The sequence below is a fragment of the Pelomonas dachongensis genome (assembly GCF_043555865.1).
GTDB lineage: Bacteria > Pseudomonadota > Gammaproteobacteria > Burkholderiales > Burkholderiaceae_C > Pelomonas > Pelomonas dachongensis.
Map to the genome: position 1 here is coordinate 444,039 of NZ_JBIGHY010000004.1, position 24,298 is coordinate 468,336.

The following is a 24,298-nucleotide window of genomic DNA, read 5'->3' on the forward strand; positions in this document are numbered from 1 at the left end:
TGCTTTGACGGCAGTGGCGGCCTCACGCTGACGGTGCTGGCGCTCCTTTGAGGGCGGGGCCACTCACCCGCCGGCCACAAACCCCAGCATCACCCCCGCCCGCTCCTCGCGCGCCATCCGCGCCTTCACACTCCCAGGGACCAACGCCGCAGCGGCATCCAGGTAGACCGCCAGCGGGTCGCCGTCGTCAGCCATCAGCAAGGTCGGGTGCTTCAACAGCGCCAGGCGCTCGGCGGTCGGGTGGGCAAAAACGGCCTGGTAGGCCAGGTGGTAGCTCGGCAAAGCCTTCAGCACGTCCACCACCAGCGCCTGCCGGGCGGCCGCAGGTGGCACGGCGTTGCTGTGCAGGCGATGCGCGGGGTCGGGCAGGTGGTAGGGGAAGTGCAGGAACATGCCTTCGACGAAATGCCAGGCCCACGCCAGATGGCCGCCGAAGTCATCGGGCACGACCGGCGGTGCGTAGCGGGCCACCATCTGCGCGCGCAGCTCGGGCTCGAACAGGCCGAGCCCGTCCAGCATCAACCGCCGCACGCGCGGGGGATGGCGCAGCGCCAGCTCCATGCCGATGTGCGCGCCGGTGTGCTGGCCGCAGAAGTCCACTTGGGCAATGCCCAGGCGGTCCAGCAGCTCGACCATCTGCTCGACGTAGTCGGCCATGCAGGGCTGCGCCATCGGCAGCGGCTCGGAGTCGCCATTGCCGGGCATGTCCGGCGCGATGACGCGGCGGTGCGGCGCCAGTTGCTGCATCAGCGGCACCAGCCCGGCCGACGAGCCCGGCCCGGCATGGGCCAGCAGCAGCGGCAGCTCGCCGGGCCGGGCTTCGCCGGCCGCGCGGTAGTGCGCCAGCCGGCCGTCGGCCAGGCGCAGGAAGTGGCGGTCGATGAACATCGTCAGTAGCTGCGCGCCGGGTGCCAGGGCACATCGCGCAGGTGGCTCATCTCAGGCGGCAGCACGGGCGCATAGGGCTGGTGGAAATCGAACGGCGCTTCGTCGGCCGTCCAGACGTTGACGTGGCGGCCGCCGACGAAGCGGATCAGCGCGACGCAGCCCCAGCGCGTGCCGAAGGGCCCGTGCGGGATGCCCGGTGGCCGCCAGAAGTAGGCGCCGGCATGCATCTCGCCGTGCGGGCCCACCAGCGAGCCGGCGATGACGAAGCACTCCTCCACCACGGGGTGCGATTCGCGCGGGCCCTGCGAGCCGGGCGGCTCGGAGTGAGGCAGCATCATCGACAGGAAGGTGCGCTCGCCCGTCACCGGGTCGGTGCGCAGGTCCTTGCGCGAAATGCCCAGGTGGGCGAGCTTCTGGTCGTTGAGCCGCATGTCCCAGGGCATGTGCAGCACGTCGCGCTGCCCGATGGCCGGCAGGCCAGCCTGCGGCACCGGACGGCCCAGCTCGGGCCGGGCGTCGAAGAAGGTCAGCACGACGGCGCCGCGCAGCGTCGACATCGAGCGGCGCAGCAGGCCGCGCGGCACCTGGCCGTAGTGGTCGGCGCCGAAGCGCACGCCGTTGATCTCCAGCTCGCCCTCCAGCACGTAGAACTCCTCGGCGGCGTCGAGGGATTCGTCGGCCAGGCGCGACCAGCCGGCGGGGTAGCGGATCAGGCAGGTGCAGGCGCCGGTACCGGCGTCGCGGCTGAGGTATTTGTACTCGGCGTCGGGCCGCGCCGCGCCGGGCGGGATGCGGCGCCACGGCAGCATCTGCGCCTGGACGAACTCGGTGTGCGGGCGGTCGAGCACGTCAGTTCCCGTAGATCCACGGCCGCGCCTGGCGGTCGGCGGCCTGGAAGGCGTCGATGGTGGCGCTGGAGGCCAGCGTCAGCGCGATCGGGTCCAGTCCCTTCAGCAGCATCTCGCGCTGGCTGGCGGCGATCTCGAACGGGTAGGCCTTGCCGGCGGCGTCGTTGACGACGCAGCGCTGCAGGTCCACGCTGAGCTTGCGGCCCTGCGGGTCGGCCGCCACCGAGGCGGCCAGCGCGTTGACCTGGGCCTCGGGCAGCACGACGGGCAGCAGGCCGTTGCGCACGCAGTTGCCCGCAAAGATGGCTCCGAAGCTGGGTGCGATGAGGGCGCGGATGCCGTACTCCTTCAGCGCCCAGACGGCGTGCTCGCGCGACGAGCCGCAGCCGAAGTTCAGCCCGGCCAGCAGGATGCTGCTGCCGCGCTGGTTGACCCGGTTCAACACGAAGTTGGGGTCGGGCTCGCGCGCCTGCACGTAGCGCCAGCCGGCGAACAGGCCGCCCGCGAGGCCGGTCTTGGAGACCGTCTTCATCTCGCGCGACGGGATGATGGCGTCGGTGTCGATGTTGCTGCGCAGCAGCGCCGCGGCGACGCCGGTGTGGGTGATGAACGGTTCCATGTCAGAGCAGGGCGCGAGGGTCGGCGATGCAGCCGGCGATGGCCGAGGCTGCCACGGTGACCGGGCTGGCCAGGTGGGTGCGCGTCTGCGGGCCCTGGCGGCTCTCGAAGTTGCGGTTGGTGGTGCTGACGACGCGCTGGCGCAGGCCGAAGCTCTCGCCGCCGGCGTAGAAGCACATCGAGCAGCCGGACTCGCGCCACTCGAAGCCGGCGTCCAGGAACACCTGGTGCAGCCCTTCGGCCTCCGCGGCGAGCTTGACCTGCGTGGAGCCCGGTACGCAGATGGCCTTCACGCCCTCGGCCACGCGGCGGCCCCGCAGCACGGCGGCGGCGGCGCGCAGGTCGGACAGGCGGCTGTTGGTGCAGGAGCCGATGAAGGCCGCGTCGATGGGTGTGCCGGCCAGCGCCTGGCCGGGTTGCAGGTCCATGTAGGCCAGCGCCTTGTGCATGGCTTCCTGCGTGGCGCGGTCGGCCGCGTCGGCCGGGTCGGGCACGCGGGCGTCCACGCCCACTGCGTGCTGCGGGCTGGTGCCCCAGGTCAGCATCGGGTGCAAGGTGCTGACCTCCATGCGCGTCTGGGCATCGAACACCGCATCGGCGTCGCTGCGCAGTCCGCGCCAGGTGGCGCAGGCACGCTCCCAGTCGTCGCCCTTCGGCGCGAACGGGCGGCCCTGGAGGTAGGCCAGCGTGGCCTCGTCCGGCGCGATCACGCCGGTGAAGGCCGAGAACTCCACGGCCATGTTGCACAGGGTCATGCGCGCTTCCATGCCCAGTGCACGCACTGCCTCGCCATCGAACTCCACCACCGCGCCGCGCGCACCGGAGGCGCTGTCGCGGGCGATCAGCGCGAGGATCATGTCCTTGGCGCCCACGCCTGGCGGCAGCGTGCCGTCGAAGGTCACCCGCATCGACTTCGGCTTGACGACGCGCAGCGTCTGCGTGGCCAGCGCGTGCTCGGCCTCCGACGAACCGATGCCCCAGGCCAGCGCGCCCAGGGCGCCCTGCGTGCAGGTGTGGCTGTCCGGGCACACGACGGTGGCGCCCGGCAGCACGATGCCCTGCTCGGGCGACACCACATGGACGATGCCCTGGCGCGGGTCGCCCAGGTCGAAGAGCTGGATGCCGCTCTTGGCCGTCTGCTCGCGCGTGATGCGGATGAAGGCCTCGCCGCCGGGCATCAAGGTGTTGTCGCTGCGGCCCGGGACCGTGTCGACGATGTGGTCCAGCGTCGCGAAGGCCAGCTGCGGGTTGCGCACCGTGTGCCCGGCTTCGGCCAGCGCCTGCAGCGCCACGCCGCCGGTACGCTCGTGCAGGAACACGCGGTCGATGTGGATCAGGCTGTCGCCCTCGTCCAGCTCGGCCACCCGATGCTGGCGCCAGAGCTTCTCGAACAGGGAAAGTCCGGTCATTGCTGCACCCTTCGGCCTGCCGCCTGTCCCGCCAGGCGGGAGCGAGCTTGCTTGGGACGGCCCTGCGCGGCGCTCATGGGTGCAGCACGCCTTGCGCGACCAGCGCGTCCACGTCGGCCCCGCTGAGGCCCCGTGCCAGCAGCAGCTCACGGTTGTTGGCGCCGACCTGCGGCAGGTCGTGGCGCAGCCCGAAGCGGCGGCCGTCCATCTCGATGGGCAGCGCCGGCAGCCGGGTGCTGCGGCCGTCCGGCAGCGTCACCGGCACCAGGCCGCCCGCGGCGTTCAAGTGGGGGTCGTCCAGCAGTTCCTCGGGCTTGGCGATGGGCGCGAACGGCAGGCCCGTCGCCTCCAGCCGGGCCATCAGGCCGGCCTTGTCGAACTGTCGGAAACGCTCGCGGATGACGGGCAGCGTGCGCTCGCGCTGGCGTACGCGCTCGGTGTTGCCGGCCAGGCTGGCGTCGGCCAGGAAGTCGTCGAAGCCGAAGGCCTCGCAGAACTTGCGCCATTGCGTGTCGCTGACGACGGCGGCGAACACGCGCTCGCCGTCGCCGGCCTCGAACACGTCGTACACGGCCCAGGCCGACTGGCGGATGGACATGGGCGGCGCAGCCTTGCCGGTGACGGCGAACTGCGCCATGTGCTGGCCCACGAGAAAGGCCGTCGTCTCGTACAGCGAGGTGGTGATGCGCTGACCGCGGCCGGTGCGGTGGCGCTGCTCCAGCGCGCCGAGGATGCCGATGACGCCGAACATCGCGCCCGTCACGTCGATGACCGAGGCGCCGGCACGCATGGGCTTGTCGGGCAGGCCCGTCATGTAGGCCAGTCCGCCCATCATCTGGGCCACTTCGTCCAGCGCGGTGCGGTGCTCGTAAGGCCCCGTGAGGAAGCCCTTGCCTGAGCAGTAGATCAGGCGCGGGTTGGTGGCGGCCAGCGCGTCGTAGCCGAAGCCCAGCTCGTCCATCGAGCCGGCACGGAAGTTCTCGATGACGATGTCGGCGTCGCTCAGCAGCTGCTGCACGATCTCGCGGCCCTTGGCCGACTTGGTGTCGATGGCCAGGCTCTTCTTGTTGCGGTTGTACATCGCGAAGTAGCCGGCGCCGGAGCCGCTCAGGCGGCGCGTGTTGTCGCCCTGCACGGGCTCGACCTTGGTCACGTCGGCGCCCATGTCGGCGAGGATGATGCCGATGCTGGGGCCCATCACCATGTGGGTGAACTCGATCACCTTCAGGCCGGCCAGGGGAAGGTCAGACGGGGCGGGCGGGTCTTGCGGAGTCGTCATGCGTTGTCGGTCTTCTGGGGAGTGGCGGGCACGAAGCCCTTGGGCAGGCCGGCCAGCGGCGTCAGGCCGTACAACGGCTCGCCCGGCAGTGCGGCGGCCAGCAGCTCGCGCGTGGCGAACAGCGCCTCGATGTCAATGCCGGTGCGCAGGCCCATGGCTTCGAGCATGAAGACCAGGTCCTCCGTGACGATGTTGCCGCTGGCGCCCGGCGCGAACGGGCAGCCGCCCAGGCCGCCCAGCGAGGCGTCCAGCGTGGTCAGGCCCACGTCCAGCGCGGCCACCACGTTGGCCAGGCCCTGGCCGCGCGTGTTGTGCAGGTGGATGCCTGTCAGCTGGTCGCGGCCCACGGCCGACCAGACGGCGCGGATCAGCCGCCGCACCTGGGCCGGGTTGGCATAGCCCGTCGTGTCGGACAGGCCTACCTCGTCGCAGCCGGCTTCCATCAGCGCCACGGCCAGTTCCAGCACGCGGCGCTCCGGCACCACGCCTTCCAGCGTGCAGCCGAAGGCCGTCGACAGCCCGCCCTCCAGATGCGGTCGCTCGCCGGTGGGCAGGCTGTGGATGAGGGCCGAGATCTGGCGCACCTCGTCCAGCATCTGTGCGTGGCTGCGGCGCACATTGCGCAGGCTGTGCGTCTCGCTGACCGACAGCGGAATGGTGATCTTGTGCGCGCCTGCGGCGATGGCGGCCTGAGCGCCCTTGAGGTTGGGCACCAGCACGGCGACATTGAGGCCAGGGATCGTGCGCGCATGCGCCACGATTTCGGCCGTGTCGGCCAGCTGTGGCAGCACGTGGGCCGGCACGAAGGAGCCGACCTCGATCTCGGCCACGCCGGCCGCCGCCGCCGCGCTGACCCAGGCCTTCTTGTCGTCGGTGGCCATGATGGCTGCGATGCTCTGCAGGCCGTCGCGCGGGCCAACTTCGCTGATGAGAACGTCGCGCTCAGTTGGGGTGTTCGTCATGCGGCCACCTCGTTGGCTGCGAACGCGTCGATGATCTCGCCAGGCTGCGCCTGCCAGACCTCGGCGGAAGCGCTGATGTGCTGCAGTACCGTCTCCAGGTGCTTGATGCGGTGGGGCTGGCCCATCACCCAGGGGTGCAGCGACAGGCTGAGCAGCCGGCCGCCCTGCTCGCGGGCTTCGGCCAGCAGTAGGTCGAAGGCATCCATCACCTGTTCCGCCCAGGAGGCCTCGGCATGCAGGTTGTCCATGACGACGAAACGGTCCTCGATCTCGGTGGTCAGCGGCAGGTTCCACAGGCTGCCCTGGGCGGTGTGGAAGGCGTAGGGCAGCTCGTCGTTGACCCAGTCGCAGAAGTAGTCGATACCCTCGGCCTTGAGCAGCTCGGGTGTGTGGGGGCTTTGCAGCTTGCCGGGGCTGAGCCATCCGCGCACGGGCTGGCCGCTGGCCTCGCGCAGCGTGGCGAGCGAGCGCTGCACGATGGCGCGCTCTTCGTCTGCTGCCAGGCCGCCGACATGCGGCGTGTCCATGGACCAGGAGTGGCCCAGCACCTCGTCGCCGCGCGCGCGGATGTCGGCCATCAGCGCCGGGTAGCGCAGCGCCAGCTCGGCGTTGATGGCGAAGCTGGGCCGGATGGCGAAGCGGTCGAACGCACGCAGGAAGCGGTAGATGCCCACGCGGTTGCCGTAGTCGCGCAGCGTGAAGTGGCGCAGGTCGGGGTAAGGCATGGTCATGGAGCCGGGCAGCTTCAGGTTGGCCGACGGGTTCATCGGGAAGTGCTGCAGGCTCACGTTGACCCAGACCGCCAGCGGCTTGGCCCCGGGCCAGCGCACGGGCGGGCGGGCGGCCAGCAGCGACCAGTCGTAGCGGTCATGGTCCATGCCGTAGCGGCGCTGCGGGTAGGCGAGGTGCGCTTGATCGAGGGCCATCAGATATTCCCCTTGCTCGCGATGTCGGCCAGCGACTCGTCGTGGTGATGCGCGAGGTAGTGCTCGGCGATCTCGCGGCCGGTGGTGACCCAGACCTCGCTGTGGCCGGTGATGTAGGCCAGCGCGTCCTCGAAGGCCTTGAGCCGGTGCGGGCAGCTGACCTGGTAGTTGTGCGTGGGGATGCACATCACGGTGCCGGACTCGGCGCCTTCTGCGTACAGGCGGTCGAAGCTGTCCTTGATCATCTGGCCATAGCGGCGCGGCTCGATCTTGTTGACCACGAACGCGATGGTGTCGTTGAGCTCCAGCGAGTACGGCACCGACACGAAACGCTGGCCGCCGCGCACCCGCAGCGGCGTGGGCTGGTCGTCGTGGAACAAGTCGCAGCTGTAGATGCCGCCTAGCTCGGCGAACAGGTCCAGCGTATGGTCGCTGTGCGACAGCGCCGGCGCCAGGTAGCCGGCCGGCAGGCGGCCCGTGTGCTGCTCGATGGTCTCCATCGATTCGAGGATCATCGAGCGCTCCTGCGCCTCGGACATGCCGTAGGTGTAGCGTGTGTTGTAGATGCCGTGGCTGAAGAACTCCCAGTCTCGCTCGCGGCACATCGAGATGATCTCGGGATGGTGGGTGCACAGCGCCGTGGACAGCGAGATGGAGCCGCGGATGCCGTACTTGTCCAGCAGCTGCATTTGCCGCACGTGGCCCACGCGGTTGCCGTAGTCGCGGATGGAGTAGCCCGGCACGGCCGGGTAGGGGTGGGGCCAAGCCGCGCGAGCCGGGTTGGCCGGTGGGGCCAGCTCGTAGAACTCGATGTTGGGTGCCACCCAGAAGGCCACGCGCGCGCCGCCAGGCCAGCGGATCTTCGGGCGGTTGCGGTAGGGCCAGTGGTCGTAGTGGCCGGTGTCGGGCTTCATGCCGTCGCCTTTGCCTGCGCGTCCAGCCAGCCCAGCGTTTCGTGCACGTCGACGACGTCGGCGTACTTCAGCATCAGGTCCGTCAGGTTGGCGAAGTGGTAGGACTCGTGTTTGTCCGCCACGCATTGCTCCGGCACGATGGTGCGGTAGCCGCGCGACAACGAATCCACCGCGGCCGCGCGCACGCAGCCCGACGTGGAGCCGCCGGTGATGACCACGGTGTCCACCTGGTGCCAGACCAGCAGCGACTGCAGCGGCGTCTCGAAGAAGGGCGAGGGCATGCGCTTGCAATAGACGAGGTCGCGGCCTTGCTCGCCGGTCAGGATCTCGCAGCGCTCGTCGAAAGCCGCGCGGCGCGAGCCGTGCTTGATGTTCTGCAGCGAGTCCGGCGTGTCGGTGCGCGTGCCCCAGACGCCGGCGTCCTCGCCTGACTCGGCGTAAGCCACATGGGTCCACACCACCGGCCAGCCCAGCGCACGGAAGCGTTTGGCCAGCGCGTTGACATGCTCGATCTGGCGCGGGTCGGTCTCGTAGGCGGTCTTGAACTCGTCGACCTTGGTGTAGGCGCACTGGAAGTCGATGTTCACCAGCACGGCCTTGCGGCCGTAGCTGAAGCGGGCCCGCCCGGGGTTGGCCTTGATGTCGGCCCAGATCTGGCGCGCGGTCTTGTCGGATATTTCCATGCGTCGCTCCTTTGCCAGGAACGATAGGCCGGCGTGCGGCGCCGGCCAAAGCCGGCTGGCGGGATGATCAGCCTGCGAGCACTGGGGACACCACCTCGAAGAACTCCAGCCAGGCGCCATCCGGCGCGCGCAGCGCCAGCAGGCGCACCTCGCCATGCGGTGCCAGCGTCACCGTGCTGAGGCGCATCGCCAGCGGGTGGCCGGTGGCTTCGACATGGCGGGACAACGCCTCGATGCCGCGCACCGGGAAGCGCAGCGTCGCCATGCCGAAGTGCGGCGGGCCGGCGTCATGGGACAGGTCGCGTCCGTCGGCGCCCGGCGCGGCGACCAGCTCGACCGAACCCTCGACCTTGCCTTGCGGATGGACGATGCACAGCTGCAGCCCGATCTGCGCGGCCAGCCCGGGCGGCGCGCCGAACAGGTTGGGCCCGGGCGCGAAGCCGGGCGATTCGTAGCGCGAGGCCACCTCGAAGCCCAGCACGCGCTGGTAGAAGTCCAGCGCTGCGGGCAGGTCGCGCACGATCTGGGTGGAGTTGAACACCTGGCTGAAGTCGCGCAGATGGTCGAAGCCTTGCAGCGGCGGGTGCAGGCGCTCGATCAGCGCCAGCCGCACGTTGTCGGGCCCACGCACCAGCCATTCCTTGACGCCCAGCGTGCCGAAGTCCCACGCGATGGGTGGTGCCACGCCATGCCACTGCAGCGCACGCATGCGGGCGGCCATCGCGTCGACGTTCAGCACGCGCACGTTCAGGTCGAAGATGCCGCCGCTGTCCCAGCATTGGTCATCGGCGCGGATGTCCAGCTGCGGGCCTGCGCCCTCCAGGCGCAGCAGGCGCACGAAGCCGGTGTCGCAGTCCGGGTGGGCCAGCAGCCATTCCTGCCCGCAGGCGCCGGCGCAACCCCAGGCGGCCAGCAGGCGCGGGTCCACATCGCCCTGGTGGCGCACGATCCAGCCGCCGTTGCCGACCCAGCAGTCCAGGTGAAGCCGCTCGTCGCGGACGATCAGCACGGCCTCCTTGAAGCCGTCGATGCGGAAGTCGCCGTCTGCGCTGGCCGCCGCTGCCATCACTTGAGACTGCGCAGGTAGTCGATCAATGCCTTGCGCTCGGCCGCATCGGGCATGCCGGCGAAGGCCATCGTGGTTCCGGGCACCACGGCTGTCGGCTTGACCAGCCAGGCGTTCAGCTGGGCCTCGTTCCACACCAGCGACTTGGCCTTCATCGCGGCGGAGTAGTTGTAGCCCGGTACGCTGCCCATCGGCCGGCCGACCAGACCCTTCAGGTGCGGGCCGATGCGGGCGGGGCCGGTGTCGCCTGTGTCATGGCAGGCGGCGCAGCGCATGTACAGGCGCTTGCCTTTGGTGATGCTGGCGGCATCGGCAGCCGGCTGTGCGACGGCGGCGCCCGTGCCAAGCAGCGCGAACAACAAGATGGCGCCCAACGGGGCGGGGCACAAGGTCTTCAGCAGCATGTCCATACCTTTGGAGGAGTCCGGGAACGCAAATCGTTGCCGATGCTAGGCGTGCGTTGCGCGAGGGCCGGGCATGGCCTGTCGCGTTGTTCACGCTGCGGCAATGCCAGAGCTGCGGCGGCCCGGCCTATCCGCCTGATGGACGGTCGCGCGTCCAGGCGAGACCCGGCCGCCATGGCACGCCACGATGGGGCATCTCTGCTCCAGCCTGGAAGGCATCTCTCCCCATGATCACTCACGACACCGAGGTGCTGGTTGCCGGTCTCGGGCCAGTCGGCGCCACCGCTGCACTTTCGCTGGCCCGCCAGGGCATCGCCGTCGCTGCCATCGAGCCACTGTCCAGCTCCGCCACCGACCTGCGCGCCTCCACGTATCACGCCCCGACGCTGGAAATCCTCGACGACCTGGGCGCGGCCGAGACCTTGTTCAGCCAGGGCCTGAAGGCGCCCATCTACCAGTACCGCGACCGCCAGACTGGCGAGGTGTTCTCGTTCGACATGGCCGAGATCGCCGACCGCACGCGCTTCCCGTTCCGCATCCAGTGCGAGCAGCACCGCGTGACGGCCAACATCGTCGCGCAGCTCAAGCTGCAGCCCAGCGCCACCGTGCTGCAGGGCCAGCGCGTGCTGTTCGTCGAGCAGGACGCCGACGGCGTGACCGCCTATGTGGAGAGCGCCAACGCGGTGGAGCGCTGGCGCGCCAAGCATCTGGTGGCGGCGGATGGTGCCAGCAGCGTCGTGCGCAAGGTGCTGGGCCTGCAGTTCCCGGGCTTCACCTACGACGAGAAGTTCGTCTGCTTCTCCACCGAGTACCCCATCGAGCAGGCCTTCGACGACCTCAGCTACGTCAACTACATCTCCGATCCGCAGGAGTGGATGGTGGTGTTGCGCGTGCCGGGGTTGTGGCGCATCCTCGTGCCGGCGCCGACCGACCTGACCGATGAGCAGCTGGTGTCGGACGACTACAAGAACGGCGTGTTCCGCCGCATGCTGGGCCACGACCGCGACATCGTCACGCGCCACCGCACCATCTACCGCGCCCACCAGCGCGTCTGCGAGCGCTTCGCGGTGGGCAACATCCTGCTCGTCGGCGACTCGGCCCACCTGAACAGCCCCATGGGCGGCTTCGGCATGAACAGCGGCATCCACGACGCGATGAACGCCAGCGAGAAGCTGGTGCGCGTGCTGCGCCACGGCGCCGACGCCGCGCAGCAGATTGCGCTGTACGAGCGCCAGCGCAAGACGGTCACGCATGAATTCGTTCAGGCCCAGACCATCGAGAACACGAGGCTGATGCGCGACGGCTGGGCCAATGCGCGCGCGCAGCGAAGCGAGGCGATGAACAAGCTGATGAACGACGCTGCGGCGCGGCGCACCTACCTGCTCAAGCAATCGATGTTCACCAGCCTCGAACAGGCGGCCGCCATCGCCTGATCGGCCTGTTCCAACGCGGGGCGAGCCGCACTGGAGCTGTGAATCGGGCACCGCGAAACGGCAGATCGACCCGCGCTGGCCGGTCGAGTATCCGCCTGGCGAGTGACGTCCAGACGGAGGCGACGTTTGACATGAGGCTGCCTACATTCGCCTCGACCGACGTCAATGGATCGCCGGCCGGGCCTGCTGGAAGTTCATGTTCAGGCCTGTCTAGACAACATCAATGCTTTCCTTCAGTCAACGATCAGGAGAATCCCAATTGAAATCCAAGCTCAAGCCCTGCTCATCCCCGTGCCGATCGCTGCAGCCATGGCTGGCGCCGACCGGCGTGGCACTCGCCTGCGCGCTGTTGATCGGCGGCGCAGCGCAGGCGCAGACTGAGCCGGCGTCCGAGGCCGGCGCGCAGGCCAAGCAGGAGACCAATGCGCTGCCTACGGTCACCGTGACCGCACGCAAGCGCGCCGAGGTGATGCTGGACGTGCCCATCTCCATCCAGGCACTGTCCGAGCGGGAGCTCCGTGCCTCGGGTATCAGCGATGTCAAGGACCTGGGTGAGCAGACTGGCTTCAGCTTCTCGTCGGCGCAGGGCACCGGCGCCCAGGGCCGCTCCTTCGGCACCGTGACCTTCCGTGGCCTGCAGGGCGAGCTGAACTTTCCCTGGGAGAACTCGGGCGGCATCTTCGTCGACGGCATCTTCATCTCCGGCGGTGTCTCGGGCCTGGGCCTGGGCGATGTGGCCCGCGTGGAAGTGCTGAAGGGCCCGCAGAACGCCTTCTTCGGCCGCAGCACCTTTGGTGGCGCGGTGAACTTCGTCACCAAGAATCCGGGCACCACGCTCGCCGGCACGGTCAACGCCACCGTCAGCAACGACGGCAGCAACGATGTGGACGCGAGCATCTCCGGACCATTGCTGGGCGACACCTTGAGCGGTCGCATCTCGTTCGGCAGTAAGACCAAGGCAGCGCTGTTCCACGCCACGGACGGCGGCGACCTCGGCGCCGAAGGCTCCCGGTACGTCAGTGGCACGCTGTACTTCAAGCCCAGCGACTCGGTGTGGGTGCGCCTGCGCGGGCTGTACCAGCAGGACGAGGACTCCGCGCCCGCCACCGGCATGGTCTCGGCGACCGGCAACACCAGCTGCACCGGCAAGACCTACACCGGCAAGGACGCCAACGGTGCCCCGGTGACCTACACGCCCAGCGTCGCCTACTTCTGCGACGGCATCCCGTCGTACAAGGAAGTCGGCTCCAAGGTCTTCGACGCGAACACGGCCCTGCCGGCCAGCGTGTACGCCGCCTTCGTCGACAACAGCCTTGGCGACCCCTTCCTGGCCAAGTCGCCGCGGCTGACGCACATGGGCATGAAGCGCGAGACGCTGCGCCTGTCGGCGCAAGGGGCGGTGCTGCTGCCCCACGACATGGACCTGGCGGTGAACGTCGGCTACAACGAGTCCAACTCCACCAGCATCCACGACCTGGACCGCAGCAAGGTCAACGCCTTCCTGGCGCTGCAGACCAACCCGACGCGCGACCTGACGATGGATGCGCGGCTGTCCACCAGCCCGTCCAACCCGTTGCGTGGCCTGGTGGGCGCGAGTTACTTCGTGTCCACCTTCCAGCTGTCGCAGATCGACCTCAGCTCGGCGTTCGGGCAGGTCAGCCCCACCCGCAGCACCGGCGCCTACCTGGACCTGCGTGCCCATGTGCCGGCCGTGTACGGCGCGGTCGAGTACGACATCAATGACCAGTGGACCGTCTCCGCCGAGACGCGCTACCAGAAGGACAAGAGCGCCTACGTGTCGCTGGACGGCACCGAGACCAGCAACACCATCAAAAGCTGGCTGCCGCGCGTGACGCTGCGCTACAAGCCCATGGCGACGCTGTCCGCCTATGTGAACTTGGCGCGCGGCGTGCAGCCGCTGACCGTCAACGGCGGCTATGCCAATGCGAACGCGGCCGGCAAGGCCTACCTGGAGAACCTGTTCCCCGGCATCACGGCCTTCACGCCGCAGCCCAAGCTGGAATCGGCCGAGCTGGGTGTCAAGCAGCAGGTGAGCCGCAGCTTCCAGTACGCCCTGGCCGTTTACGACCAGAAGTGGAAGAACCGGCTGTCCGGCACGACCGTCTTCAACCCCGCCAGCTGCGGCACGACGGTCAACACGCCGGAATGCCCGTTCGCCACATCGGGCACGGGTGTGACGATCTCCAATGAGGCCCGCATCCGCGGCCTGGAGCTGACGGTGGACGGGCAGATCACGCCGTCCTGGTCCGCCGGCGGCTACCTGGACTACAAGGACGCCACCTGGACCAAGTTCGACGCCGCCAATGCCGCCGTGCTGACCGCGCCGGCCGTGGCCTTCCATGGCAACCACCTGGCCCGCCTGCCCAAGTTCACCGTGTCAGCCAACACCACCTACCGGTTCGGCCTGAGCGACGGCTGGAGCGGCTACACGCGGGGCGACTTCACGTGGGTCGGCAAGCGCTGGGAGACCGACTTCAACTTCACGCGGGACAATGGCTACAAGCGCTTCGACTGGCGCCTGGGCTTCGAGAAGAAGGACTTGCTGGTCGAGCTGTTTGTCCGCAATGTGTTCAATGCCCAGAACTGGGGGACGGTGTCGCGCTACTTCGACCTGACGGCCCAGCCGCTGACCAACTTCAACAACCAGGCCGTACAGGTGACATTGCAGGATCCGCGCAGCATCGGCGCGCGACTGCGCTACAGCTTCTGACGACCAGGCATGGGTCCCGGCCGGCTTGCGCCGGCCCGCAAAGACACAAGGCGCTCCGTGGAGCGCCTTGTGTCTTTTGTGCGCCGGGCCTTACGGCGCGGCCTTCTTGAAGCCCAGCGCCTCGATCCAGGCGTGGAAGGCCTCGGCCCAGCGGTCGGCGGTGGCGCCTCGCGGTGTCATGCCGAAGCCATGGCCGCCGTGGCTGTACAGGTGCAGCTCGGGGCGGTAGTCCGCCGCGAAGAGCCGGTCATAGAAGTCGCGCACGCCGCTGCCGACGAACACATCGTCCTGCGCCATCGCGATGAAGAACGGCGGCAGCGCGCCCGGTGCCGGTGTGGGCGCGGGGCGCAGCCAGGGCTCCTTGGGCGTGCCCGGCGGGTAGGGCAGGTGGGCCGGCGGCAGCGTCGGCGGCACCACCATGGGCGGGCCGTAGATCAGCCCGGCGAAGTTCGGCCGGTCGGCCGGCTCGGGGGTCAGCGCCATCATGCCCACGACATGGCCGCCTGCCGAGAAGCCCACCGCGCCCACACGCCGCGGGTCGATGCCGAAGTCCTTGGCATGCGCCCGGATCTCGCGCAGCGCCTGCAGGCCATCCACCGCAGCGGCCTCGCCGATCTGCCCCGTCGGGCCGCTGGTCATCGCCGTGAAGACGCGTTGGCGGTAGCTCTCTGCGCTCTCGGCAGGCGACTGGTAGATGGTGCGATAGCGCAGCACGAAGGCGGCGATGCCGCGCTCGGCCAGCCAGCGGGCCACGTCCGTGCCCTCGCTGCGGATGGACAGCTCGCGGAAGCCGCCGCCCGGCGCTACCACCACGGCAGCGCCGGTTGCCCGCCCGGCCGCCGGCAGAAAGGGCTGGTAGCTGGGCTGGCTGACGTTGCGGACCTTGGCGCCGCCGTCGACCACCTCGTCGGGTCCGGTCTGAGGCGCTGCGCCGAACCACTGGGCCAGCGCCGGCGGCCCGGCCGCCCAGACCGGCCGCGCCGGCAGCACGCACACCGCCGGCCCGCAGGCCGGGGTGGCGTCGGGCGGCGCGGGCTGCGACAGCGCCGGGGCGCAGGTGAGCGCCAGCAGTGCGGCGCTCATCAGGGCATGGAGTTGGTACTTGAACGGCATGGCGGAAGGGCCCGGTCGGGCAGGTTGAGCATCGGGCCACGCTAGGCGCCGGGTGCGGACGTCGCCAAGCGCCCGATGGCTGCTGTCCACCTGGCAGACAGCGCGGCGGCCGGTATGGGGCATCCGGCACCCTGCACGGGTGAACGCGACACCACGACAGCGCAGGATTACCGGCGGTTATCCACCTGACGAGTGATGCCGAAAGCCGGCCGGCATGACCGCGCCGCGCTGCATACATTGAGCCTCAACCCAGACCACGAGTCACCGACCGGGCCTGGATACGCCCGCAGTCCTCAGGCTGTCTAGACAAGCTGCCCAACTTCCATCACGGAGAAATTCGAATGCACCCGAACCCATGGCCCCGTGGCGCATCGCGCCAGCATGTCAGGCTCGTGCCCACTGGCGTGGCGCTGGCCTGCGCTCTGTTGACGGGCGGCACTGCCCTCGCGCAGACCGCACCCACTGAGCCCGCGGCTGGCGCAGAGGCGTCGACGAACGCGCTGCCCACCGTCACCGTGACGGCGCGCAAGCGCAGCGAGAAGATGCTGGAAGTGCCGATGTCCATCCAGTCGTTCTCCGACAAGGACCTGCGCGCCAGCGGCACTACCGACATCAAGGACCTCACCACCCAGTCCGGCTTCAACTTCACCTCGGCCCAGGGCTCCGGCGCACAGGGCCGCGCCTTTGGCGTGACGACCTTCCGCGGGCTGCAGGGCGAGTTGAACTTCCCCTGGGAGAACTCCGGTGGCGTCTTCATCGACGGCATCTTCATCTCCGGCGGCGTCTCCAGCATCGGCATGAACGACGTGGCGCGCGTGGAAGTGCTCAAGGGCCCGCAGAACGCCTTCTTCGGCCGCAGCACCTTCGGCGGCGCGGTGAACTTCATCACCAAGCAGCCGGCCGGTGAGCTGCGCGGCACGATCAACGCGTCGTTGAGCCAGCGTGGCTCCAACGATGTGGATGTGACCATCGAGGGGCCGCTGCTCACCGATGTGCTGAACGGCCGCCTGTCCTTCGGCTCCCGCCACAAGGCCGCGCTATACCGCGCCACCGACGGCGGCGACCTGGGCGCCGAGAACACCAAGTTCATCGCCGGCACGCTGCACTTCTCGCCCACCGACGACCTGTGGCTGCGGCTGCGCGGCCACTACCAGAAGGACGAGGACTCCACGCCCGCCTCGGCCTTCATCCGCGCCGCCGGCAACACCAGCTGCACTGGCGCCACCTACACCGGCATCGGGCGCGATGGCAGCCCGGTGCAGTACACGCCGGGCACCGCCTACTTCTGCGGCAGCCTGCCAACGTTCGAGGACGTGGGCAGCGGCGTCATCAATGCCAACACGGCCATCCCGGCCGGCGCCTACGACGCCTTCGTCAACAACAGCCTGGCCGATCCCTTCCTGGCCAAGACGCCGCTGCTGGACCACGCCGGCATGGCGCGCGAAATCAAGCGCGCCTCGCTGCAGGCCGGCTATTCGCTGCCCCTGGGCATGGAGGCCGCCTTCAACGTCGGCTACAACCAGGCCAACTCGGCCAGTATCTTCGACCTGGACCGCACCCGGACCCAGGCTTTCTACGCGCTGCAGACCAACGTCACGCGCGACCTCACCGCCGACGCGCGGCTGTCCACCAACCCCAAGGCGGCGCTGCGCGGCGTGGTGGGCGTCAGCTACTTCAAGTCCACCTACCAGCTGTCCCAGCTCAACCTGAACTCGGCCTTAGGTGCGACAGCGGCCGTGCGGGACTCGGGCAACTACCTGAACCTCGACTCCAAGGTGCCGGCCGTCTACGGCTCGGTGGAGTACGACATCACCCGGCGCATCACCGCCTCGTTCGAGACGCGCCGCCAGCGCGACAAGATCGCGGCGACGACCTTCGGCGGCGCGGTCTACTCGAACGCCGTCGACAACTGGCTGCCGCGCACGACCTTGCGTTTCAAGCCCAGCGAGGACTTGTCCTTCTACGTCAACGTGGCGCGCGGCGTGCAGCCGCTGACGGTGAACACCGGCTACGTGAACGCCTCGCCCGCCGGTCAGGCCTACATGCGCAGCATCTACCCGACGCTGGGCGACTTCACGCCGCAGCCCAAGCTCAAGTCGCTGGAGCTGGGCGCCAAGCAGCGCGTGACGGAGTGGCTGCAGTACTCGGCAGCCGTCTACGAGCAGAAGTGGAAGAACCGCCTGACGTCCAGCGCGATCTTCAACCCGGCGTCCTGCGGCGCGACCACCGGGACGGCCGAATGCCCCTTCACCGCGACGGGTGCCGGCGTGACCTTCAGCAACGACGCCAGCATCCGCGGCCTGGAGCTGCAGGTGGACGCCCAGCTCGCCAGCCAGTGGACAGCCGGTGCCTACCTGGACCTGAAGCGCGCCACCTGGGACAAGTACAACTCCGCCGGCCAATCCGTCTACGGCGCCAACCGCGCGCTGGCGCTGACCGGCACGGCCGTCTCCTTCGACGGCAACACGCTCGGCCGCGTGCCCAAGCTCACGCTGTCGGCCAACACCACCTACCGCTTCGGGTTGAGCGGCGGCTGGAGCAGCTTCCTGCGCGGCGACCTGACCCATGTCGGCAAGCAGTGGGAGACGGACTTCAACTTCGCCCAGTCCAAGGCCTACTCGCGGCTGGACGCGCGCTGGGGCTTCGAGAAGGGCAACACCTCGGTGGAAGTCTTCGTGCGCAACCTCACCGACGACCGCGGCTGGGTCAGCGTGGGCCGCACGGTGGACCTGGGCATCACGCCTCTGGTGAACTTCTCGCAGCAGGCGCTCATCGCCACCGTGCAGGAGGCGCGCAACGTGGGCGTGCGTCTGCGCTACGGCTTTTGAAGCCACGGGGGCCTGCGGGCCCCGGCAACGACAAAGGCGCTCCGAGGAGCGCCTTTGTCATGGTGCCTGCAGCGGTGCAGCTCAGGCGCGGAACACCGCCTCCAGATGGGAGGCGGGGTCGGCCCACCAGCCCGGCTTGCTGCGGCGTGTCTCGGCCAGCCAGCGGGCGGGCAGCGCGTCCAGCGTCAGGCCGTAGCGGCCGGCGCCATGGGCCATCATGTGCCCCGGCTGCCCGGCCGGCATCTGCTGCCAGGGGCGCCAGCCGCTGACGTTGGTGAAGGACATGTTGGCCGGCACCTGCCGCGCTGCCGGGTCGCGCAGCGCGGCCAGCGGTGCGCGCACGGTCACCAGCTCGCTGTAGCGGTAGGGCGCGGCCGGCGCCGGGCGAACCAGCGCGGTGCGCACGCGCTGGTTCGCCACCAGCTCGCCGCCCAGCTCCTCCATGCTGCTGACGCGGTCCTCCGCCACGGCCCCGGGCGGCAGTGGCTTGACGTGGTGGCGGCTGAGGTCTTCATGCAGCACCAGGCTGGTGGGGCGTGAGGTGTGCACCAGCACGGGCACGCTCTGGCCCGTGATGGGGTTGCGCCACTGCGTCATCACCTCGCCGCTGTCCGCGTCGGTGTAGTAGGCGTTCTCGAAGCTGGTGCTCAGCCAGCGGCCGTCGCCCAGCGGGCGCCAGCGCGTGAACGTGACCGCCAGCACGCCGAACATCGGGATCAGCTCGCTGTCGATGACGCCGTAGTACTGGCCCGTCAGCGCGGCCACGACGAGGCGGTCGTCGAGCGCGCCGCGCATCAGCAGGTAGTCGCGCAGGCGGCCGGTGGGCGCTGCCGCCGTAGCGGCGCCGGCCAGCAGCGGCGTGCTGCCGGCGGCCACCGCAGCGGCGCATTGCAGCCAGCGGCGGCGGTCCATCGGTGGATTGTTCAAGGGCATTGAGAACCTCTTCGGCAGGGGTTAGCGAAACAGCAGCGGCAGGAACTCGTTCAGGTAGACACGCCAGTTCACCCAGGTGTGGCCGCCGCCGGTTTCGCGGTAGGTGTAGGCGATGCCGTGCTCATCCAACATGCGGCGCGTCGGCTCGGCCATCGCGAAGAGGAAGTCCTCCTTGCCGAAGGCGTAGAACACGACACTCTTGGCGGCGGCGCGGCGCTTGAGCGCGTCGGCATGGCGGGCGGTATAGGCGCTGGCGTTGTCGCCCGCCTGCAGGCCGATGCTGAAGACGCCCACGGCGCCGAACAGGTCCGGGCGCGGCAGGCCGAAGTTCAGCGTGTGCGCACCGCCCATGGACAGCCCCGCCATCGCACGTCGTGCCGTTGTCGGTTCGGTGCGGAAGCGCCGCTCCACCTCGGGCATCAGGTCCTTGACAAGGTCGTCGCCGAAGTCAGTGTTGTTGAAGCGGTCCACGCCCGGCCGGTCCGGCGTGTGGCCGAAGGGCATGACTACGATCATCGGTTTCGCCTTGCCGGCGGCGATGAGGTTGTCCAGGATGTGATGGGCCTGGCCGATGGAGGTCCAGCTGTCGTCGCTGTCGCCCGCGCCATGCACGAGGTAGAGCACCGGGTAGCGCCGATTCGCGTTGCCCTCGTAGCCCGGCGGCGTGTAGACATGGGCGCGGCGTCGCGTGCCCAGCGTGGACGAGTCGTAGCTCAGCACCGACACCAGCCCCTGCGGCACGCCGGGCTGCAGGCTGTGGAAGGCCGACTCCGGGCCGGGCACCGCCAGCACCGAGCGGGCGCCGCGGTAGGTCAGCGAGAAGGCCGTGCCCTGCGGGTCGGGCATGTCGACGCCGTCGACGTTGAAGGCATAGCGGTAGGCGCCGCCCGGCAGCGGTTGTGGCGTCGTCGCGGCCCAGAAGCCTTGCTCGTCCCTGGCCATCGGCAGGCCGGGCGGCTTGCCGTCGAAGCCGGTGGGCACACCGTTGATCTCGGTGCTGCTGAGCTTCACGGCCGCTGCCGTGGGTGCGCACAGCCGGAAGCTCACGCGCCGGTCGGCCTGCACCGTGACCGAGTCGTAGAACATCACCCACCGCTGGGCCGAGCTGGCATCGCAAGTTGGGCCGGCCGCCACGGCGGAACTCGCCAGGCCGCAGGCGCCCAGCAGCAGAGAGAAGTTGCGGGTCTTCATGAACGGCTCTCCCTTCAGCGGGCCCACTTCTTCTCGAAGTCCCACACCTCCTGGAAGCCGATCAGCTTGCAGAACTCCGTGAAGTCGAACATGGGCAGATCGGGCGACTGGCTCAGGCCGTGGTCCTTGAGTTGGCGCAGCGCCGTCTCCATCGCGGCGGCGGCCACCAGGCTGGTCATCGACGGGTAGATCGCGAACGCGTAGCCGATCTGCTTCAGCGTGGCTGCGGGCAAGATGGGCGTCTTGCCGCCATCGGCCATGTTGGCCATCATCGGCAGGTCGAAGGCCTCGCAGGCGAGGCGCATCTCGTCCTCGGACTGCGGCGCCTCGAAGAACAGCACGTCGGCGCCGGCCCTGGCATAGGCCTCCAGCCGGCGCATCGCGTCGTCGACGCCGAAGCCGGCACGAGCGTCGGTGCGGGCGATGATGAGGAAGTTCTTCTTGTCCTCGCGCGTCGCGGCGGCGACCTTGATCTTCTCGACCATGTCCTCCAGCGGCACGCAGCGCTTGAACGGCGTGTGGCCGCACTTCTTCGGGAACTCCTGGTCCTCGATCTGGATGGCGGTGACGCCGGCCTTCTCGTAGCCGCGCACCGTGTGCGCGACGTTCAGCAGGCCGCCGTAGCCCGTGTCGCCGTCGGCGATGACGGCAGCGTTGCTGGTCTGCACCAGCGTGGCCATGCGGTCCAGCATCTGCGTGTAGCTGGCGATGCCGGCGTCGGGCAGGCCCAGGCTGGAGGCCGTCAGCCAGTAGCCGCTGCCGTAGACGATGGGGAAGCCCACCTTGTTGGCCACGGCGGTGGCGATCATGTCCTGCATGCCGGGAACGACGAAGAAGTCGCCGGCATCGAGCATCTGGCGGAAAACGGGATTGGCCATGTCGGTGGGTTCCTGAGAAAGAGGGGTCAGTCGTTGCCGGCGTAGAGCCAGGGCTGGCGCAGCCGCTGCTGCGCCTCGAAGGCGGTGATCAGCGTGCCGGCGTCCTGGCGGATGCGCTCGATCTCGTCGCGGCCTTCCAGCAGCGCCTGGCGTGCGCGTTCGGCGATCTCGAAGCGGATGGACTCGCCGCTGGCCAGCGTGATGGTGCTGGCGGCCAGGTCCACCGTCAGCGGCTGGCCGGCCTCGGCTGCGGCCATCGCGCGGGCATGGTCGTCCGCGCCCAGCCGAATGGGCAGCATGCCGTTGTTCAGGCAGTTGGCCTGGAAGATCTCGCCGAAGCCCGGCGCGATGATGCAGCGCAGGCCCAGGTCCGCCAGCGCCCACGGCGCCTGCTCGCGGCTGGAGCCGCAGCCGAAGTTGGGGCCGGCCACGAGGATCTGCGCGCCGCGCCAGCGCGGGCGGTTCAGCACGAAGTCGGGCCGCTCGCGGCCGGTCTCGTCGAAGCGCTTTTCGTAGAAGGCGTAGGGGCCAAGGCCGGCCTTCTGCGTCAGCACGAGGAAGCGGCCAGGGAAGATGATGTCGGTGTCGATGTCGGCGTCGGGCATGGGCGCCGCGACGGAGCGCAGGGTGGTGAAGGCTTGCATCAGGCGGGGTCCAGGCGGCGCGGGTCGGCCAGGTGGCCGGCGATGGCGCTCGCTGCGGCGGTGGCGGGGCTGACGAGGTGGGTGCGCGCACCCACGCCCTGGCGGCCCTCGAAGTTGCGGTTGCTGGTGCTGGCGCAGCGCTCGCCGGGCAGCAGCCGGTCGTCGTTCATCGCCACGCACAGCGAGCAGGCCGGCGCACGCCACTCGAAGCCGGCGGCGGTGAACAGCTTGTCCAGCCCTTCTCCTTCTGCCTGGCGGGCCACGGCGGCCGAGCCCGGCACGACGATGGCTTTCACATGCGCGGCCTTGCGGCGGCCGCGCAGCTGCGCGGCGGCGGCACGCAAGTCCTCGATGCGGCTGTTGGTGCAGGAGCCGATGAAGACATGGTCCAGCGCCACGTCCTGCAGCGCGGTGCCGGGGCGCAGGCCCATGTAGTCCAGCGCGCGGGCGATCTTGCGTGCAGAGGCCTCGCTGCCGGCCTGCGCCGGGTCGGGCACGCGGCCGTCGATGGGCAGCACCTGGTCGGGGCTGGTGCCCCAGGTCACCTGTGGGGCCAGTGTGGCGGCGTCGATGTCGACGCTGCGATCGAAGTGGGCGCCGTCGTCGCTGTGCAGCGTGCGCCAGTGGTCCAGCGCCTGCTCCCATTGCGCGCCGCGTGGGGCCATGGGTCGGCCTTCCAGCCAGGCATAGGTGCGGTCGTCCGGCGCGATCAGGCCGCTGCGGGCGCCCGCCTCGATGCTCATGTTGCACACCGTCATGCGCTCGGCCATGGACATGGCCTCGATGGTGCTGCCGCAGAACTCGATGGTGTGGCCCACCGCGCCCGAGGCGCCCAGGCGGCCGATGATGGCCAGCACCACGTCCTTGGCAGCAACGCTCGCCGGCAGCGCGCCGCTCACGCGCACGCGCAGGTTGCGGGCGCGGCGCTGGCGCAGCGTCTGCGTGGCCAGCACGCATTCCACCTCGCTGGCGCCGATGCCGAATGCCAGCGCCCCGAAGGCGCCGTGCGTGGAGGTGTGCGAGTCGCCGCAGACCAGCGTGATGCCGGGCAGCGTGAAGCCCTGCTCGGGGCCGATGACGTGCACGATGCCGTGGCGGCCGTCGGTCAGCGGGATGTAGCGCACGCCGGCGGCGGTGGTGTTGCGCTCCAGCAGCGCCACCTGCTCGCGGGCCAGCGGGTCGGCGATGGGCTGGTCGCGGTGGCGGGTGGGCACGGCATGGTCGGCCACGGCCAGCTGCGTCTGGCGGCGGCGCACCGCCAGGCCGCGGGCGCGCAGGCCCTCGAAGCTCTGCGGGCTGCTGACCTCGTGCAGCATCTGGCGGTCGATGTAGATCAGCGCCGTCGTATCGCCGTGTTCGTCGCGTTCTTCGCTGATGACATGCGAGGTCCAGAGCTTGTCGTAGAGGGTCTGTGTCATGGGGGCGGGCAGCTGCTGGGCATGTACGCAGTTTGCAAGTCACCCGCGTGCGCGCCTTGCCGGGCTGCGCGGCTGTTCGCCCTGTGGACTCTCAGTTCAGTGCCGCCGCCGCATGCGGCGCGCGGGCGAGCCGCTGTGGCAGCGCCGGCGTGTCGGCGGGCACGGCGGTCATCATCAGGTCGTGCGTCAGTTCCTCGGAGATGGCGGCAGCGGCGGCCTTCAGGTCGTCCGCGTAGCGGCGCACCGCCTCGGCAGTGGGCATGGCCGAGGCGAAGAACACCAGCGCCAGCGCACCCACCACGCGATCGCCCTCGAAGACCGGCACGCCGATGGACGAGGTCTTGCGCGGCACGGCGGAATGGGGGTTGCGGTCGCAGGTGGCGTAGCCGTCCGCGCGGATGCGCTGCACCAGCTTGTCGCCCTTGAACATCTCCAGCATGTGGCTGCGCTGCTCCAGCGTCTCCAGGCCGGCCAGCATGCTGAGGCGGTCGCTGTCCGGCACATGGGCCAGGAAGGCGTGGCCGGACGCGCATTCCAGCAGCGGCAGCGTGTAGCCCGGCTCGTAGTTGCAGAAGCTCAGCGACGTCTCGCTGTGCGTGGAGTCGCGCACCATCATGCTCTGGCCCACGTGCGTCACCAGCGACACCGGCCACTGCACCTTGCGCGTCAGCGCCACCATGTGCGGGCGTGCGCGCAGCAGCAGGTTGCCGCTCTCGCGGTAGCCCACCGACAGCGTCTGCACCAGCTGCGTGGCGCGGTAGTGCTTGCGCGTCGGCTCGCACTCGACGAGGCCTTCGTGCAGCAGCGTCTGGATGATGCGAAAGGTCGTGGGGTAGGGCAGCGCCACCCAGCGCGCGATCTCCATCAGCGACAGCGAGCCATGCCGGTTGATGCACTGGAGCACCGCGATGCTGCGGCTGACCGCGCGGATGGGAACGCCTCTTTCCATGATGTCCTCGGTTTGCGTTGGGTGACGCTTCGGGGCTGCGCAGGGCGCGCGGCAGCAAGTCACGAAAACGTAATGTGGATCAGCGTTTTTCGCACTACAGCTGGGTAATCCCCTGCATGTTCGGATCTGTTCGCCTGCCGAACACGCCCGCAGCCCACTGCCACCCGGCAGGCGGCGCGCCCT

At 69.6% G+C, this 24,298-nt stretch carries 21 protein-coding genes; 3 read left to right on the forward strand and 18 right to left on the reverse strand.

Features of this window, described 5'->3' with window-relative positions; translation table 11 throughout:
* Positions 1 to 63 precede the first annotated feature (63 nt).
* From ACG02S_RS14080 to ACG02S_RS14130, 11 genes are all read right to left on the reverse strand, one after another.
* Complete coding sequence (locus ACG02S_RS14080; RefSeq protein ID WP_394471085.1) at positions 64 to 888, reverse strand: alpha/beta hydrolase; 825 nt, start codon at positions 886 to 888, stop codon at positions 64 to 66.
* Between the two features lie 2 nt (positions 889 to 890).
* Positions 891 to 1,736 (reverse strand): cupin domain-containing protein, encoded by an 846-nt coding sequence (locus ACG02S_RS14085; protein ID WP_394471086.1) that lies wholly within the window; start codon positions 1,734 to 1,736, stop codon positions 891 to 893.
* Between the two features lies 1 nt (position 1,737).
* Positions 1,738 to 2,355 (reverse strand): 3-isopropylmalate dehydratase small subunit, encoded by a 618-nt coding sequence (leuD, locus tag ACG02S_RS14090; protein WP_394471087.1) that lies wholly within the window; start codon positions 2,353 to 2,355, stop codon positions 1,738 to 1,740.
* 1 nt (position 2,356) lies between these two features.
* Positions 2,357 to 3,763, reverse strand: a complete 1,407-nt coding sequence (locus ACG02S_RS14095; RefSeq protein WP_394471088.1) for a 3-isopropylmalate dehydratase large subunit — start codon at positions 3,761 to 3,763, stop codon at positions 2,357 to 2,359.
* Between the two features lie 73 nt (positions 3,764 to 3,836).
* On the reverse strand, positions 3,837 to 5,042 hold the full coding sequence (locus ACG02S_RS14100; protein ID WP_394471089.1) for a CaiB/BaiF CoA transferase family protein: 1,206 nt from the start codon (positions 5,040 to 5,042) through the stop codon (positions 3,837 to 3,839).
* Positions 5,039 to 6,004, reverse strand: a complete 966-nt coding sequence (locus ACG02S_RS14105) for a hydroxymethylglutaryl-CoA lyase (RefSeq protein ID WP_394471090.1) — start codon at positions 6,002 to 6,004, stop codon at positions 5,039 to 5,041. The genes ACG02S_RS14100 and ACG02S_RS14105 overlap by 4 nt, the downstream gene beginning before the upstream one ends.
* Entirely contained in the window at positions 6,001 to 6,930 is a 930-nt protein-coding gene (locus ACG02S_RS14110) for a polysaccharide deacetylase family protein (protein WP_394471091.1), read from the reverse strand. The genes ACG02S_RS14105 and ACG02S_RS14110 overlap by 4 nt, the downstream gene beginning before the upstream one ends.
* Positions 6,930 to 7,844: a polysaccharide deacetylase family protein gene (locus tag ACG02S_RS14115; protein ID WP_394471092.1), complete on the reverse strand. Its 915-nt coding sequence runs from the start codon at positions 7,842 to 7,844 to the stop codon at positions 6,930 to 6,932. Before ACG02S_RS14115 ends, ACG02S_RS14110 begins: the two co-directional genes overlap by 1 nt.
* Positions 7,841 to 8,527: an isochorismatase family protein gene (locus ACG02S_RS14120; RefSeq protein ID WP_394471093.1), complete on the reverse strand. Its 687-nt coding sequence runs from the start codon at positions 8,525 to 8,527 to the stop codon at positions 7,841 to 7,843. Before ACG02S_RS14120 ends, ACG02S_RS14115 begins: the two co-directional genes overlap by 4 nt.
* Positions 8,528 to 8,594: 67 nt before the next feature.
* Complete coding sequence (locus ACG02S_RS14125; protein ID WP_394471094.1) at positions 8,595 to 9,593, reverse strand: VOC family protein; 999 nt, start codon at positions 9,591 to 9,593, stop codon at positions 8,595 to 8,597.
* A complete protein-coding gene (locus tag ACG02S_RS14130) occupies positions 9,593 to 9,997 on the reverse strand; it encodes a c-type cytochrome (protein ID WP_394471095.1) in 405 nt (134 codons plus the stop codon). The genes ACG02S_RS14125 and ACG02S_RS14130 overlap by 1 nt, the downstream gene beginning before the upstream one ends.
* 227 nt (positions 9,998 to 10,224) lie before the next feature.
* Between ACG02S_RS14130 and ACG02S_RS14135 the strand changes: the two genes are divergently transcribed.
* Entirely contained in the window at positions 10,225 to 11,430 is a 1,206-nt protein-coding gene (locus ACG02S_RS14135; protein ID WP_394471096.1) for an FAD-dependent oxidoreductase, read from the forward strand.
* A gap of 259 nt (positions 11,431 to 11,689) precedes the next feature.
* The gene (locus tag ACG02S_RS14140; RefSeq protein WP_394471097.1) at positions 11,690 to 14,161 is read left to right on the forward strand and encodes a TonB-dependent receptor; all 2,472 of its coding nucleotides are present in this window, start codon (positions 11,690 to 11,692) and stop codon (positions 14,159 to 14,161) included.
* Positions 14,162 to 14,251: 90 nt separating this feature from the next.
* Here the strand turns inward: ACG02S_RS14140 and ACG02S_RS14145 are convergent, their stop codons facing one another.
* Positions 14,252 to 15,244, reverse strand: a complete 993-nt coding sequence (locus ACG02S_RS14145) for an alpha/beta hydrolase (RefSeq protein WP_394471098.1) — start codon at positions 15,242 to 15,244, stop codon at positions 14,252 to 14,254.
* 371 nt (positions 15,245 to 15,615) lie between these two features.
* Here ACG02S_RS14145 and ACG02S_RS14150 point away from each other — a divergent pair, with 371 nt between their 5' ends.
* Positions 15,616 to 18,102: a TonB-dependent receptor gene (locus ACG02S_RS14150; protein WP_394471099.1), complete on the forward strand. Its 2,487-nt coding sequence runs from the start codon at positions 15,616 to 15,618 to the stop codon at positions 18,100 to 18,102.
* A gap of 81 nt (positions 18,103 to 18,183) precedes the next feature.
* Here the strand turns inward: ACG02S_RS14150 and ACG02S_RS14155 are convergent, their stop codons facing one another.
* From ACG02S_RS14155 to ACG02S_RS14180, 6 genes are all read right to left on the reverse strand, one after another.
* Complete coding sequence (locus ACG02S_RS14155; protein ID WP_394471100.1) at positions 18,184 to 19,035, reverse strand: DUF1838 family protein; 852 nt, start codon at positions 19,033 to 19,035, stop codon at positions 18,184 to 18,186.
* Positions 19,036 to 19,056: 21 nt separating this feature from the next.
* The gene (locus ACG02S_RS14160; RefSeq protein WP_394471101.1) at positions 19,057 to 20,226 is read right to left on the reverse strand and encodes an alpha/beta hydrolase-fold protein; all 1,170 of its coding nucleotides are present in this window, start codon (positions 20,224 to 20,226) and stop codon (positions 19,057 to 19,059) included.
* A gap of 14 nt (positions 20,227 to 20,240) precedes the next feature.
* Positions 20,241 to 21,104: an isocitrate lyase/PEP mutase family protein gene (locus ACG02S_RS14165; protein WP_394471102.1), complete on the reverse strand. Its 864-nt coding sequence runs from the start codon at positions 21,102 to 21,104 to the stop codon at positions 20,241 to 20,243.
* A gap of 26 nt (positions 21,105 to 21,130) precedes the next feature.
* Positions 21,131 to 21,748 (reverse strand): 3-isopropylmalate dehydratase small subunit, encoded by a 618-nt coding sequence (leuD, locus tag ACG02S_RS14170; protein ID WP_394471103.1) that lies wholly within the window; start codon positions 21,746 to 21,748, stop codon positions 21,131 to 21,133.
* Positions 21,748 to 23,166 carry a 3-isopropylmalate dehydratase large subunit gene (leuC, locus tag ACG02S_RS14175; RefSeq protein WP_394471104.1) on the reverse strand — a complete coding sequence of 473 codons (1,419 nt, stop codon included), beginning with the start codon at positions 23,164 to 23,166 and terminating at the stop codon, positions 21,748 to 21,750. The genes leuD (ACG02S_RS14170) and leuC overlap by 1 nt, the downstream gene beginning before the upstream one ends.
* 91 nt (positions 23,167 to 23,257) lie before the next feature.
* Positions 23,258 to 24,115: an IclR family transcriptional regulator domain-containing protein gene (locus tag ACG02S_RS14180; protein WP_394471105.1), complete on the reverse strand. Its 858-nt coding sequence runs from the start codon at positions 24,113 to 24,115 to the stop codon at positions 23,258 to 23,260.
* Between the last annotated feature and the right edge of the window lie 183 nt (positions 24,116 to 24,298).